Here is a 13238-nt window from a genome sequence, read left to right on the forward strand (position 1 = left end):
GAATGCCTTGTGCCTCCAGTAAACCAGCGATCTTGCTGTCACTCAACGGCTTTTTCTGATTTTCCGCGGCAACCAGTTTTTTGATGATCGCGCGGATCGCCGTGGACGAGCATTCGCCGCCTTCGGAAGTGCTGACGTGGCTCGAAAAAAAGTATTTCAGTTCATAAATGCCCCGGGGGGTATGCATGAATTTCTGCGTGGTCACCCGTGAAATGGTCGACTCGTGCATGCCGACTGCTTCGGCGATGTCATGCAGGACCAACGGCTTCATGGCTTCGTCGCCGTACTCCAGGAAGCCGCGCTGATGCTCGACGATCTGGGTGGCTACCTTCATCAGGGTTTCGTTGCGGCTTTGCAGGCTCTTGATGAACCAGCGGGCTTCCTGCAACTGATTGCGCATGAACGTGTTGTCTGCGCTGGTGTCGGCACGGCGCACAAAACCGGCGTACTGCGGGTTGACCCGCAGCCGTGGCACTGATTCCTGATTGAGCTCCACCAGCCAGCGCTCATTGTCCTTGCGCACGATCACATCAGGAACGACGTACTCGGCTTCGGTGGACTCGATCTGTGAGCCTGGGCGCGGGTTGAGGCTCTGAACCAGCTCGATCACCTGGCGCAGTTCATCTTCCTTGAGCTTCATGCGGCGCATCAGCTGGCTGTAATCGCGGCTGCCAAGGAGGTCGATGTAATCGGTGACCAGGCGCTTGGCTTCTGCCAGCCAAGGTGTTTTGGCGGACAGTTGGCGCAATTGCAGGAGCAGGCACTCGCCCAAGTTGCGGGCGCCGATGCCGGCAGGTTCGAATTGTTGGATGCGGTGCAGGACGGCTTCGATCTCGTCCAGTTCGATGTCCAGTTCCGGATCGAAGGCTTCGAGGATTTCCTCAAGCGTCTCGTCCAGGTAACCCTGATTGTTGATGCAGTCGATCAGGGTGACGGCGATCAAGCGATCGGTGTCGGACATCGGCGCCAGGTTCAATTGCCATAGCAGGTGGCTTTGCAGGCTTTCGCCGGCGGATGTGCGGGTGGTGAAATCCCACTCGTCGTCATCGTTGCTCGGCAGGCTGCTGGCGCTGGTCTGGTAGACGTCTTCCCAGGCGGTATCGACGGGAAGCTCGTTGGGGATGCGCTCGTTCCAGTCGCCTTCCTCGAGGTTATCCACCGTCGGGGCGCTTTCCTGGTAAGAGGGTTCCTGAATGTCGGTGTTGGGCTTCTGTTCGGCGTTGTCGGCCATTGGGTCAGAGTTGTCGAAGTCGTCGCCTTCTTCCTGGCGTTCGAGCATCGGGTTGGACTCCAGGGCCTCCTGGATTTCCTGTTGCAGATCCAGGGTCGACAATTGGAGCAGGCGGATGGCCTGTTGCAGCTGCGGTGTCATCGTCAGCTGCTGGCCCATTCTCAAGACTAGCGATGGTTTCATGGCAGGGGCTTAACACCTTATTTGCCGGCGCGCATGCGCCATCCACTACAGGGCGCCGGAGCGCCAAACATAAGCAAATTATATGCCTGAAACTGGAGTGTTTGCCTAGACCGCTGTAACAATAAAAACGTCTTGATTTTTTATCGAAGTAAGCGTCTGGGCGAACGGCTACCTCAGCGCTTACAGGCGGAATTCGTGGCCCAGATACACTTCCTTGACCAGGTCGTTGGCCAGGATCGTGTCGGAGTTACCTTCAGCGATCAGTTGGCCGTCGTTAACAATATAGGCGGTTTCACAGATATCCAGCGTTTCACGGACGTTGTGGTCAGTGATCAGTACGCCAATGCCCTTGGCCTTGAGGTGATGGATGATCTGCTTGATGTCGCCCACCGAAATCGGGTCCACGCCGGCGAAAGGTTCGTCGAGCAGGATGAACTTCGGGTTGGTGGCCAGCGCACGGGCGATTTCCACCCGGCGCCGTTCACCACCGGACAGGCTCATGCCGAGGTTGTCGCGGATGTGGCTGATGTGGAATTCCTGCAGCAGGCTTTCCAGTTCCTTGCGACGGCCGGCCTTGTCGAGTTCCTTGCGGGTCTCCAGGATCGCCATGATGTTGTTGGCTACCGAGAGTTTGCGGAAGATCGAAGCTTCCTGCGGCAAATAGCCGATACCAGCCTTCGCACGACCGTGCATCGGCTGGTGGCTGACGTCCAGGTCATCGATCAGTACGCGGCCCTGATCGGCCTGCACCAGGCCGACGATCATGTAGAAGCAAGTGGTCTTGCCCGCGCCGTTAGGGCCGAGCAGGCCGACGATTTGACCGCTGTCGATCGACAGGCTGACATCGCGCACGACCTGGCGGCTCTTGTAGCTCTTGGCCAGATGCTGGGCTTTCAGAGTTGCCATTACTGGGCCTTTTGCTCGTCGGTTTTCTTTTTCGGCTGGATCACCATGTCAACGCGTGGGCGCGACTCGGTCACCTTGCTACCCGTAGCGCGACCGGCGCTAGCCAGCTTCTTCTGAGTGTCATAGACGATTTTCTCGCCTTGGGTGACGTTGTTGTCCTTATCGACAACTTTTGCCTTGTCGATCAGCACCACGCGGTTTTGCGAGGCATGGTACTGGATCGTCACGCCCCAGCCCTGAACGGGCTTGGTGTCGCCAGCAGTCTGCAGTTGCTCGAAGTAGGCCAGATTGCCCACCGAGGTCACCACGTCGATGTCGCCATTCGGGGTGCGGGTCATGGTCACTTTGTTACCGGTGACCTTCATCGAGCCCTGGGTGATGATTACATCGCCCGTGTAGGTGGCAACACCGTTCTTGTCGTCCAGCTGGGCATCGTCGGCCTGAATGCGGATAGGCTGCTCTTGATCGTTCGGCAGAGCCCAGGCGCTCAGGCTTCCCAGTGCTGCGCCCAGACTGAGCAAAATAGGGAGGGTTTTAACGAGCCTCATACTGTCCTCTTACGTTAGATAGCAGGTGTATCCTGCTTTCTTTCAAATACGCTTTCATTCCCTTGCCAGTCGATACGCCGCCAGCGCCGTCGATTCTAACGTCTCGCTCGGTCTGCGCATATTGCTGCTGCGGAAACACTGTCATGCGAGTCGTGGTGATCAGGGTCCTGCGGTTTTTCTCGTCGAAACGCGTGATGCGTACCGAGTCGATCAACTCGACCTGGGTGCCGTCAGGATTGACTTCACCCTTTTCGCTCTGAACGTGCCACGGAAACTCGGTGCCGCGGAACATGTTCAGGTCGGGATTGGTCAGCAACGTCACTTCGGTCGCTTTCAAGTGCTCGACCTTGTCAGATGTCATTTCATATTGCAGCTTGCCATCGGGCAGAAACTGCACGCTGTGAGCATTGATGGCGTAATAGTCGATCGCGCTTTCGTCGACCTGCACGACTGGCTTGTCGAGGAAGCGCTCCGGGCTGATGTTCCAGTAGCCGACGGCGGCAAAAATCGCCGTGATGCAACCGAACAACAGAATGTTGCGAAACTTTTTGCTCAACATTTTTGGCTCACAGGTATGCGGCGTTTGCCGCATCGAGGCGGCCTTGGGCGCGCAGGATCAGTTCGCAGAACTCGCGGGCGGCACCTTCGCCGCCGCGAGCCTGGGTGACGCCATGGGCGTGTTCGCGCACGAAGTTGGCGGCATTGGCCACCGCCATGCCCAGCCCGACGCGGCGAATGACCGGCAGGTCTGGCAGGTCGTCACCGAGGTAGGCGACCTGTTCATAGCTTAAGCCTAGTTGCTCCAGAAGACCGTCGAGTACGACCAGCTTGTCCTCGCGGCCTTGAAACAGGTGCGGGATGCCGAGGTTTTTCGCCCGGCGCTCGACCACCGGGGTCTTGCGGCCGCTGATGATGGCGGTCTGGACGCCAGCGTTCATCAACATTTTGATGCCTTGGCCGTCCAGGGTGTTGAATGTCTTGAATTCGCTGCCGTCTTCAAGGAAGTACAGGCGTCCGTCGGTCAGGACGCCATCGACGTCGAAAACTGCCAGTTTAATGGCTTTGCCGCGTTGTAGCAGGTCGGTGCTCATTACATTACTCCCGCGCGCAACAGGTCGTGCATGTTCAAGGCGCCGACCGGACGGTCTTCGCTGTCGACCACGACCAGAGCGTTGATCTTGTGATCTTCCATGATTTTTAGGGCCTCGGCGGCGAGCATTTCGGCGCGGGCGGTTTTGCCATGGGCAGTCATGACCTGGTCGATCGTGACACTGTGGATATCGATGCTACGGTCCAGGGTGCGGCGCAAATCACCGTCCGTAAAGATCCCGGCCAGCTTGCCGTCGGCTTCGAGGATTACGGTCATGCCCAGGCCCTTGCGGGTCATTTCCATCAGTGCATCCTTGAGCAGGGTGCCGCGCTGAACCTGCGGCAGCTCCTGGCCGGCGTGCATGACATTTTCCACTTTCAGCAGCAAGCGCCGGCCCAGAGCACCACCCGGATGGGAAAAAGCGAAATCTTCTGCGGTAAAACCGCGGGCTTCGAGCAGTGCAACGGCCAGGGCATCGCCCATGACCAGTGCGGCGGTCGTCGAGGAAGTAGGCGCGAGATTCAGTGGGCAGGCTTCGTGCTCGACGTGAACATTCAGGTTGACCTCTGCGGCCTTGGCCAGCGGCGATTGAGGGTTGCCGGTCACGCTGATCAGTTGGATGCCCAGGCGCTTGATCAGGGGCAGCAGGGTGACAATTTCATTGGTTGAGCCAGAGTTCGACAGCGCAAGAATGATGTCGTCACGGGTAATCATGCCCATGTCGCCGTGGCTGGCTTCAGCCGGGTGGACAAAAAATGCCGTGGTGCCGGTGCTGGCCAGGGTGGCGGCGATCTTGCTGCCGATGTGCCCCGACTTGCCCATGCCGACCACTACTACGCGGCCTTTGCTGGCCAGAATCATCTCGCAAGCGCGTACGAAATCTGCGTCGATATGTGGGAGCAAGCCTTGTACGGCTTCCACCTCGAGGCGGATGGTGCGTTGGGCGGATTGAATCAGGTCGCTGGATTGGGTCATGTCAGAAATCGTTTAGCCTGATGAAAAGGCGGCGATTATAGCGGTTATGATCAAAACCCTCACGCAAGTTCGTTGCGCATTGTCATCCCTTTTTACCGAATCCCTCTAAATGAAGCGATATGCCGGCGATATGAATGAATATGGCCCGGCGATGGCCTTGGGCGCGCGGCCTTTGCAGTGATATAGTTCGCCGCCAGTTCGGCCTGCCCGGGAGGTATGTGCTTTCGTCAGAAAGTCAGGCGTCCGAGTGAGAGGCTGCATCGCAAGGAGTTTAGATGAGTGCCGATAACGCTTACGCGGTCGAGCTGAAGGGACTGACCTTCAAGCGCGGTGCGCGCAGCATTTTCAATAACGTCGATATCCGTATTCCCCGAGGCAAGGTCACCGGCATCATGGGGCCTTCCGGGTGTGGCAAGACTACGCTATTGCGGTTGATGGGTGCGCAGTTGCGACCCACCAGTGGCGAAGTCTGGGTCAATGGCCAGAACCTGCCGAAGCTGTCGCGCAGCGATCTGTTCGATGCCCGCAAGCACATGGGCGTGCTGTTCCAGAGTGGCGCACTGTTTACCGATCTCGATGTATTCGAGAACGTGGCTTTTCCACTGCGCGTTCATACCGTACTGCCGGAAGAAATGATCCGCGATATCGTCCTGCTCAAGTTGCAGGCCGTGGGTTTGCGCGGCGCCATCGATCTGATGCCCGACGAGCTGTCCGGGGGCATGAAGCGTCGTGTCGCGCTGGCGCGGGCGATTGCGCTCGATCCACAGATTCTTATGTATGACGAACCCTTTGTCGGCCAGGACCCAATCGCCATGGGCGTATTGGTGCGCCTGATCCGCTTGCTCAACGATGCTTTGGGCATCACCAGTATCGTGGTTTCCCACGATCTGGCCGAGACCGCGAGCATTGCCGACTACATCTATGTGGTGGGCGATGGGCAGGTATTGGGGCAGGGTACGCCTGAGGAGTTGATGAACTCGGATGAGCCGAAAATTCGTCAATTCATGACAGGCGAACCTGACGGCCCGGTCGCGTACCACTTTCCAGCGACGGATTACCGCGCAGATCTTCTGGGGAAGCGTTGATGCGCAAGATTTCACTATTAGAGCGAGTGCGTCGGTTCGGCCACGCTGGCATCGATGTGCTGGCGGTGTTCGGGCGTTCGACGCTGTTCCTGTTTCACGCATTACTGGGTCGCGGCGGTATCGGCGGCGGCTTCGGCCTGCTGGTCAAGCAGCTGCATTCTGTAGGTGTGATGTCCCTGGTGATCATTGTGGTCTCCGGAGTGTTCATCGGTATGGTGCTGGCGCTGCAAGGCTTCAACATCCTGTCCAGCTACGGCTCGGAGCAGGCTGTCGGGCAGATGGTCGCGCTGACGCTGTTGCGCGAACTGGGGCCGGTGGTGACGGCATTGCTGTTTGCCGGGCGTGCCGGTTCGGCGTTGACGGCCGAAATCGGCAACATGAAGTCCACTGAACAGCTTTCCAGCCTGGAAATGATCGGTGTCGACCCGCTCAAGTACATCATTGCCCCGCGCCTCTGGGCCGGCTTCATTTCCCTGCCGGTGCTGGCGATGATTTTCAGCGTGGTGGGTATCTGGGGTGGTTCGTGGGTGGCTGTCGACTGGCTGGGTGTCTATGACGGCTCGTACTGGTCGAACATGCAAAACAGCGTGACCTTCACTGATGATGTGCTCAACGGCATCATCAAAAGCATCGTCTTTGCCTTCGTCGTGACCTGGATCGCCGTATTCCAAGGCTATGACTGCGAGCCCACCTCCGAGGGGATCAGTCGTGCCACTACCAAGACCGTGGTATATGCCTCTCTGGCTGTGCTCGGCCTGGACTTTATTTTGACCGCCTTGATGTTTGGAGATTTCTGATGCAAAACCGCACCCTGGAAATCGGTGTCGGCCTTTTCTTGCTGGCTGGCATCCTGGCTTTGCTGCTACTGGCGCTGCGAGTCAGTGGCCTGTCCCCGAGCCCGAGCACTGACACCTATAAACTTTATGCGTATTTCGACAATATCGCCGGATTAACGGTCAGAGCTAAAGTGACCATGGCGGGTGTAACCATCGGCAAGGTCACAGCGATCGATCTGGACCGCGACAGTTTCACCGGTCGAGTGACCATGCAGCTGGAAAAGCGCGTAGATAATCTGCCGGCCGATTCCACTGCATCTATCCTGACTGCTGGCCTGTTGGGCGAGAAGTACATCGGTATCAGCGTGGGTGGGGAAGAAGCCCTGCTCAAGGATGGCGGGACGATCCATGACACCCAGTCGTCGCTGGTGCTGGAGGACCTGATCGGTAAATTCCTGCTCAATACCGTTAGCAAAGACGCCAAATGAGGAATTTTTGAATGATCTCTATCTTGCGACGTGGCCTGTTGGTATTACTCGCGGCCCTGCCGATGATGGCTAACGCAGTGGCGGCGCCTTCCGCGCACGATCTGGTACAGGACACCACCAATCGGATGCTCGCTGACCTTTCGGCCAACAAAGAGAAGTACAAGCAGGATCCGCAGGACTTTTATGCGGCGCTGAACAGTATTGTCGGGCCGGTCGTGGATGCCGAGGGAATCTCCAGGAGCATCATGACGGTCAAATACTCGCGCAAGGCCACGCCTGCGCAAATGAAGACCTTTGAAGAAAACTTCAAGAAGGGCCTGTTCCAGTTCTATGGCAATGCCTTGCTCGAGTACAACAACCAGGGCATTACCGTTGATCCGGCCAAAGATGAATCCGGCGACCGCACAAGTATCGGCATGACGGTCAAGGGCAGCAGCGGCGCGATCTATCCAGTGTCCTATACGATGGAAAAGGTCGGCGGCGAGTGGAAGCTGCGTAACGTCATTATCAACGGCATCAACATTGGCAAGTTGTTCCGCGATCAGTTCGCCGATGCGATGCAGCGCAATGGCAACGACCTGGACAAGACCATCAATGGTTGGGCCGGGGAAGTGGCCAAGGCCAAGGAAACCGCTGAACAATCCTCCGAGAAGAAAACTCAATGAGTGAGTCGGCGGCCTGGATGGACGAAACCGGCGAACTGCGGCTCAGCGGCGTGCTGGATTATCGCACCGGTCCTGTACTGCGAAAGCAGGGGCAGGCGCTGATCAACGCCAGCAAGGCGGCAGCCGTGGTGGTTGATTGCTCGGCTGTGGAGAAATCCAGCAGCGTCGGCCTGTCGTTGATGTTGTGCTTCATGCGCGATGCACAGGCGGCCGGCAAGGCGCTGAGCATCCGCGGGATGCCAGAAGACATGCGCGAAATCGCTCAGGTCAGTGAACTGACCGAGCTGTTGGCGCATCCCTAACCCGCATCTATAAAGAAGCCCCCCGTCAGAGTCCTGCTTCGCGGGGTTCGCAGGCGCGGGGCTTTTTTGTATGATGTCCGACCCGCGCGCACAGGGCGCCGATTGAGGTTGAGCATGCAGGCCGTAGAAGTGAAGAGCTTCCTTGAAGGAAAGCTGCCCGGAACGTTGGTAGAAGTTGAGGGCGAAGGCTGCAATTTCCAGCTGAACGTGATTAGCGATGAACTGGCGGCGTTGAGCCCGGTGAAGCGTCAGCAGCAGATCTATGCCCATTTGAACCCATGGATCACCGATGGCAGCATCCATGCGGTCACAATGAAATTTTTCAGCAGCGCGGCCTGGGCCGAGCGCACCTGAGCCCAAGGGCGTCGAGATTCTTATGGATAAATTGATTATTACTGGCGGTGCTTGCCTAGACGGCGAAATCCGCATCTCCGGGGCAAAGAACTCTGCCTTGCCGATCCTGGCTGCCACGCTGCTGTGCGATGGTCCGGTGACTGTTGCCAACCTGCCACACCTGCACGACATCACCACCATGATCGAACTGTTCGGTCGCATGGGTATCGAGCCGGTGATCGACGAGAAACTGGCCGTCGAAATCGATCCGCGCACCATCAAGACCCTGGTTGCTCCGTACGAACTGGTTAAAACCATGCGTGCGTCGATCCTGGTGCTGGGCCCGATGGTTGCCCGTTTTGGTGAAGCCGAAGTCGCACTGCCTGGCGGTTGCGCCATCGGCTCGCGTCCGGTTGACCTGCACATCCGTGGCCTGGAAGCCATGGGCGCGGTCATCGACGTCGAAGGCGGTTACATCAAGGCCAAGGCGCCAGAAGGCGGCCTGCGCGGAGCGCACTTCTTCTTCGATACCGTCAGCGTGACCGGTACCGAAAACATCATGATGGCTGCTGCTCTGGCCAAGGGTCGCAGCGTTCTGGCCAACGCCGCGCGCGAACCTGAAGTGGTCGACCTGGCGAACTTCCTGAACGCCATGGGCGCCAAGGTTTCTGGCGCCGGTACCGATACCATCACCATCGATGGCGTCGAGCGTCTGCACACCACCACGTACAAGGTGATGCCGGACCGTATCGAAACCGGCACTTACCTGGTTGCTGCTGCCGTGACCGGCGGTCGCGTGAAGGTCAAGGATACCGATCCGACCATTCTTGAAGCCGTCCTGGAAAAACTTCGTGAATCGGGCGCTGAAATCAACACCGGTGAAGACTGGATCGAGTTGAACATGCACGGCAAGCGGCCAAAAGCCGTCAACCTGCGGACTGCACCGTACCCGGCGTTCCCGACCGACATGCAGGCCCAGTTCATCTCCCTCAATGCCATTGCCGAAGGCACTGGCGCTGTGATCGAGACGATCTTCGAAAACCGTTTCATGCACGTTTACGAGCTGCACCGCATGGGCGCCAAGATCCAGGTAGAAGGCAACACCGCGATCGTCACCGGTACCGAGAAGCTCAAGGGCGCGCCAGTCATGGCCACCGACCTGCGTGCTTCGGCCAGCCTGGTGATTTCGGCGCTGGTCGCTGACGGCGATACCCTGATCGATCGCATCTACCACATCGACCGTGGTTACGAGTGTATCGAAGAGAAACTGCAGATGCTGGGCGCCAAGATCCGTCGCGTTCCGGGCTAGTTCCTGCTGCATGGGCGCAAGGATGTGCCCGTTGAATTGTTGTAAAGTCGAGCCGGTTTCCGGCTCGATGTATGTCCGGCGCCGTTTGCGACCGGGCATGAGTACCTTGATAAGGACTGACGTTTCCCATGTTGACTATCGCACTGTCCAAGGGCCGCATCCTTGACGACACCCTGCCGCTTCTGGCTGAAGCGGGCATCGTGCCGACCGAGAATCCGGACAAGAGCCGCAAGCTGATCATCCCCACGACTCAGGAAGATGTACGCCTGCTGATCGTGCGTGCCACCGATGTGCCGACTTATGTCGAGCATGGTGCCGCTGACCTCGGTGTCGCCGGTAAAGATGTGCTGATGGAATACGGCGGCCAGGGCCTGTACGAGCCACTGGACCTGCAAATTGCCCAGTGCAAACTAATGACTGCCGGCAAGGTCGGTGCGGCCGAGCCCAAGGGCCGTCTGCGCATCGCCACCAAGTTCGTTAACGTTGCCAAGCGCTACTACGCCGAACAGGGCCGTCAGGTCGACATCATCAAGCTCTACGGCTCGATGGAGCTGGCGCCGCTTATCGGCCTGGCTGACAAGATCATCGACGTGGTCGACACCGGTAACACGCTGCGGGCCAACGGCCTGGAGCCACAAGACTTCATTGCTGCCATCAGCTCCCGACTGATCGTCAACAAAGCATCGATGAAAATGCAGCACGCCCGTATCCAGGCGTTGATCGACACCCTGCGCAAGGCAGTGGAGTCTCGACACCGCGGCTGATTCACCTGCGCGACTCTGAGTCGCGCCGTCTATCCGCCTCATAGCCAGAATTCTCAGGTGCCCAAGCGGATCGAATGTTAGCTTCGGGTGCCTGAGTTTTTTGCCATTCCTATGAGGCTCTCGCTATGACCGCAACGACTGCAATTCGCCGACTCAACGCTGCTGACCCGGATTTCGCGCATCATCTGGATCATCTGCTGAGCTGGGAAAGTGTGTCTGACGACTCGGTCAATCAGCGAGTGCTGGACATCATCAAGGCCGTGCGTGAGCGTGGCGATGCGGCGCTGGTGGATTTCACCCGGCAGTTCGACGGGCTGGACGTGGCGTCCATGGCGGACCTGATCCTGCCACGTGAGCGCCTGGAACTCGCGCTCACCCGCATCTCCGTACCGCAACGCGAAGCCCTGGAAGTCGCCGCTGCCCGTGTGCGCAGCTACCACGAAAAGCAAAAGCAGGACTCCTGGAGCTACACCGAAGCCGACGGCACGGTGCTGGGCCAGAAAGTCACGCCACTGGATCGTGCTGGCCTTTATGTGCCGGGCGGCAAGGCGTCTTATCCATCTTCGGTGCTGATGAACGCGATTCCGGCCAAGGTCGCTGGCGTGACCGAAGTGGTCATGGTTGTGCCGACCCCGCGCGGTGAAATCAACGAGTTGGTACTGGCCGCAGCCTGCATCGCAGGCGTCGACCGCGTGTTCACCATCGGTGGTGCGCAGGCGGTGGCCGCGTTGGCCTACGGTACCGAAAGCGTACCGCAGGTGGATAAAGTGGTTGGCCCAGGCAATATCTATGTCGCCACCGCCAAGCGCCATGTATTTGGCCAGGTCGGCATCGATATGATTGCCGGCCCCTCGGAAATCCTCGTGGTGTGCGATGGCCAGACCGATCCTGACTGGATCGCCATGGACCTGTTCTCCCAGGCCGAGCACGACGAAGACGCCCAGGCGATCCTGGTTAGTCCGGATGCCGAGTTCCTCGACAAGGTCGCCGCCAGCATCGCCAAACTGATGCCGACCATGGATCGCGCCACCATCATCGAAACCTCGATTAACGGCCGTGGTGCGCTCATTCAAGTGCGCGACATGGAGCAAGCCATCGAAGTCGCCAACCGCATCGCGCCGGAACACCTGGAGTTATCGGTCGCCGATCCGCAAGCCTGGCTGCCGCAGATCCGCCACGCTGGCGCGATCTTCATGGGCCGTCACACTTCCGAAGCCCTGGGCGATTACTGCGCAGGCCCCAACCACGTGTTGCCGACCTCCGGTACCGCCCGATTCTCGTCGCCGCTGGGTGTGTACGACTTCCAGAAGCGCTCGTCGATCATCTTCTGCTCCGAAGCCGGTGCTTCCGAACTGGGCAAGACAGCCTCGGTGCTGGCCCGAGGCGAATCGCTGAGCGCCCACGCACGCAGCGCCGAATACCGCATTCTCGATAAAGACTTTGTACCAGGGCAGGGGAACTGAACATGAGTAAATTCTGGAGCCCGTTCGTCAAGAACCTGGTGCCATACGTACCGGGCGAGCAGCCGAAGCTGGCAAAACTGGTGAAGCTCAACACCAACGAAAATCCGTACGGTCCATCGCCAAAAGCGTTGGCCGCGATGCAGACCGAGCTGAATGACAACCTGCGCCTGTACCCGGACCCGAACAGCGACTTGCTCAAGAGTGCGGTCGCCAACTATTACGGCGTGCAGAGCAATCAGGTGTTCCTCGGCAATGGTTCCGATGAAGTCCTGGCGCATGTTTTCCACGGCTTGCTGCAGCACGACAAGCCGCTTCTGTTTCCGGACATCAGCTACAGCTTCTACCCAGTTTACGCCGGGTTGTACGGCATCGATTTCGACGCCGTGCCACTGGATGAACAGTTCCAGATCAACCCTGCGCACTACGCCAGGCCGAACGGCGGGATCATTTTCCCCAACCCGAACGCCCCGACCGGCTGCCTGCTGGCGCTGGACGCGGTCGAGCAGATCCTCAAGGCCAGCCCGGATTCGGTTGTCGTGGTGGACGAGGCTTACATCGACTTCGGCGGCGAAACCGCCATCAGCCTGGTGGACCGCTATCCGAACCTGCTGGTGACACAGACCCTGTCCAAATCCCGTTCCCTGGCCGGCCTGCGGGTTGGCCTGGCGGTGGGGCATCCGGACCTGATCGAGGCGCTGGAGCGGATCAAGAACAGCTTCAACTCCTACCCGCTGGACCGCATGGCGAATGTCGGTGCTGCGGCGGCGTTCGAGGATCGTGAATATTTCGACAAGACCTGTCGTTTGGTGATCGAGAATCGGGAGAAGGTTGTCGCGCAGTTGCAGGCGAAGGGCTTTGAAGTGCTGCCGTCGGCAGCCAACTTCATTTTTGCCCGTCACCCGCAGCACGATGCGGCAGGAATTGCGGCGAAGTTGCGTGAGCAGGGTGTGATCGTCCGCCACTTCAAGCAGGAGCGGATAGCGCAGTTCTTGCGGATTTCGATTGGCACGCCGGAGCAGAATCAGGCTCTGATCGACGGCCTCGGCGATCTCTAAATCGCTGAAAGCCCTGTGGGAGCGGGCTTGCCCGCGATGAAGGCACCGCGGTGTAACAGATAGAC

General features: G+C 58.8%; 16 protein-coding genes. 10 read left to right on the forward strand and 6 right to left on the reverse strand.

What is annotated here, in order from left to right:
- From ACRESJ_RS08565 to ACRESJ_RS08590, 6 genes are all read right to left on the reverse strand, one after another.
- The coding region (locus ACRESJ_RS08565; protein WP_431757524.1) for an RNA polymerase factor sigma-54 at window positions 1-1414 on the reverse strand (1414 nt) is incomplete at its 3' end.
- 180 nt (window positions 1415-1594) lie between these two features.
- Window positions 1595-2320 carry an LPS export ABC transporter ATP-binding protein gene (gene lptB / locus ACRESJ_RS08570; RefSeq protein WP_431757525.1) on the reverse strand — a complete coding sequence of 242 codons (726 nt, stop codon included), beginning with the start codon at window positions 2318-2320 and terminating at the stop codon, window positions 1595-1597.
- Window positions 2320-2868, reverse strand: coding sequence for a lipopolysaccharide transport periplasmic protein LptA (gene lptA, locus ACRESJ_RS08575; RefSeq protein WP_431757526.1), 549 nt, complete (start codon window positions 2866-2868; stop codon window positions 2320-2322). Before lptA ends, lptB begins: the two co-directional genes overlap by 1 nt.
- Window positions 2855-3427 (reverse strand): LPS export ABC transporter periplasmic protein LptC, encoded by a 573-nt coding sequence (lptC, locus tag ACRESJ_RS08580; RefSeq protein WP_431757527.1) that lies wholly within the window; start codon window positions 3425-3427, stop codon window positions 2855-2857. Before lptC ends, lptA begins: the two co-directional genes overlap by 14 nt.
- A gap of 7 nt (window positions 3428-3434) precedes the next feature.
- Window positions 3435-3959, reverse strand: coding sequence for a KdsC family phosphatase (locus ACRESJ_RS08585; protein WP_431757528.1), 525 nt, complete (start codon window positions 3957-3959; stop codon window positions 3435-3437).
- Window positions 3959-4933, reverse strand: coding sequence for a KpsF/GutQ family sugar-phosphate isomerase (locus tag ACRESJ_RS08590; protein ID WP_431757529.1), 975 nt, complete (start codon window positions 4931-4933; stop codon window positions 3959-3961). Before ACRESJ_RS08590 ends, ACRESJ_RS08585 begins: the two co-directional genes overlap by 1 nt.
- A 275-nt stretch (window positions 4934-5208) precedes the next feature.
- Here ACRESJ_RS08590 and ACRESJ_RS08595 point away from each other — a divergent pair, with 275 nt between their 5' ends.
- The 10 genes from ACRESJ_RS08595 (at window position 5209) to hisC (ending at window position 13173) form a co-directional block, all read left to right on the forward strand.
- Complete coding sequence (locus ACRESJ_RS08595; RefSeq protein ID WP_431757530.1) at window positions 5209-6018, forward strand: ATP-binding cassette domain-containing protein; 810 nt, start codon at window positions 5209-5211, stop codon at window positions 6016-6018.
- On the forward strand, window positions 6018-6815 hold the full coding sequence (gene mlaE, locus ACRESJ_RS08600) for a lipid asymmetry maintenance ABC transporter permease subunit MlaE (protein ID WP_431757531.1): 798 nt from the start codon (window positions 6018-6020) through the stop codon (window positions 6813-6815). Before ACRESJ_RS08595 ends, mlaE begins: the two co-directional genes overlap by 1 nt.
- Entirely contained in the window at window positions 6815-7282 is a 468-nt protein-coding gene (gene mlaD, locus ACRESJ_RS08605; protein WP_046026814.1) for an outer membrane lipid asymmetry maintenance protein MlaD, read from the forward strand. Before mlaE ends, mlaD begins: the two co-directional genes overlap by 1 nt.
- 11 nt (window positions 7283-7293) lie before the next feature.
- Window positions 7294-7947: an MlaC/ttg2D family ABC transporter substrate-binding protein gene (locus ACRESJ_RS08610; RefSeq protein WP_431757532.1), complete on the forward strand. Its 654-nt coding sequence runs from the start codon at window positions 7294-7296 to the stop codon at window positions 7945-7947.
- Window positions 7944-8249, forward strand: coding sequence for an STAS domain-containing protein (locus ACRESJ_RS08615; RefSeq protein ID WP_431757533.1), 306 nt, complete (start codon window positions 7944-7946; stop codon window positions 8247-8249). The genes ACRESJ_RS08610 and ACRESJ_RS08615 overlap by 4 nt, the downstream gene beginning before the upstream one ends.
- Window positions 8250-8363: 114 nt before the next feature.
- Entirely contained in the window at window positions 8364-8603 is a 240-nt protein-coding gene (locus ACRESJ_RS08620; protein ID WP_007912386.1) for a BolA family protein, read from the forward strand.
- Between the two features lie 22 nt (window positions 8604-8625).
- Entirely contained in the window at window positions 8626-9891 is a 1266-nt protein-coding gene (murA, locus tag ACRESJ_RS08625) for a UDP-N-acetylglucosamine 1-carboxyvinyltransferase (protein WP_431757534.1), read from the forward strand.
- 128 nt (window positions 9892-10019) lie between these two features.
- Window positions 10020-10655 (forward strand): ATP phosphoribosyltransferase, encoded by a 636-nt coding sequence (gene hisG / locus ACRESJ_RS08630; RefSeq protein ID WP_046820541.1) that lies wholly within the window; start codon window positions 10020-10022, stop codon window positions 10653-10655.
- Between the two features lie 125 nt (window positions 10656-10780).
- Complete coding sequence (gene hisD / locus ACRESJ_RS08635; RefSeq protein ID WP_431757535.1) at window positions 10781-12118, forward strand: histidinol dehydrogenase; 1338 nt, start codon at window positions 10781-10783, stop codon at window positions 12116-12118.
- A 2-nt stretch (window positions 12119-12120) separates the two neighbouring features.
- Entirely contained in the window at window positions 12121-13173 is a 1053-nt protein-coding gene (gene hisC, locus ACRESJ_RS08640; RefSeq protein WP_431757536.1) for a histidinol-phosphate transaminase, read from the forward strand.
- Window positions 13174-13238: the final 65 nt, after the last annotated feature.

Source organism: Pseudomonas sp. (genome assembly GCF_050739655.1).
GTDB lineage: Bacteria > Pseudomonadota > Gammaproteobacteria > Pseudomonadales > Pseudomonadaceae > Aquipseudomonas.

Coding starts and splice junctions, on each gene's coding strand:
- ACRESJ_RS08585 (WP_431757528.1), bottom strand. CDS start 3,959: ATGAGCACCGACCTGCTACAACGCGGCAAAGCCATTAAACTGGCAGTT.
- lptB (WP_431757525.1), bottom strand. CDS start 2,320: ATGGCAACTCTGAAAGCCCAGCATCTGGCCAAGAGCTACAAGAGCCGC.
- ACRESJ_RS08620 (WP_007912386.1), top strand. CDS start 8,364: ATGCAGGCCGTAGAAGTGAAGAGCTTCCTTGAAGGAAAGCTGCCCGGA.
- mlaD (WP_046026814.1), top strand. CDS start 6,815: ATGCAAAACCGCACCCTGGAAATCGGTGTCGGCCTTTTCTTGCTGGCT.
- lptA (WP_431757526.1), bottom strand. CDS start 2,868: ATGAGGCTCGTTAAAACCCTCCCTATTTTGCTCAGTCTGGGCGCAGCA.
- lptC (WP_431757527.1), bottom strand. CDS start 3,427: ATGTTGAGCAAAAAGTTTCGCAACATTCTGTTGTTCGGTTGCATCACG.
- ACRESJ_RS08590 (WP_431757529.1), bottom strand. CDS start 4,933: ATGACCCAATCCAGCGACCTGATTCAATCCGCCCAACGCACCATCCGC.
- murA (WP_431757534.1), top strand. CDS start 8,626: ATGGATAAATTGATTATTACTGGCGGTGCTTGCCTAGACGGCGAAATC.
- ACRESJ_RS08615 (WP_431757533.1), top strand. CDS start 7,944: ATGAGTGAGTCGGCGGCCTGGATGGACGAAACCGGCGAACTGCGGCTC.
- hisC (WP_431757536.1), top strand. CDS start 12,121: ATGAGTAAATTCTGGAGCCCGTTCGTCAAGAACCTGGTGCCATACGTA.
- hisD (WP_431757535.1), top strand. CDS start 10,781: ATGACCGCAACGACTGCAATTCGCCGACTCAACGCTGCTGACCCGGAT.
- ACRESJ_RS08595 (WP_431757530.1), top strand. CDS start 5,209: ATGAGTGCCGATAACGCTTACGCGGTCGAGCTGAAGGGACTGACCTTC.
- ACRESJ_RS08610 (WP_431757532.1), top strand. CDS start 7,294: ATGATCTCTATCTTGCGACGTGGCCTGTTGGTATTACTCGCGGCCCTG.
- mlaE (WP_431757531.1), top strand. CDS start 6,018: ATGCGCAAGATTTCACTATTAGAGCGAGTGCGTCGGTTCGGCCACGCT.
- hisG (WP_046820541.1), top strand. CDS start 10,020: ATGTTGACTATCGCACTGTCCAAGGGCCGCATCCTTGACGACACCCTG.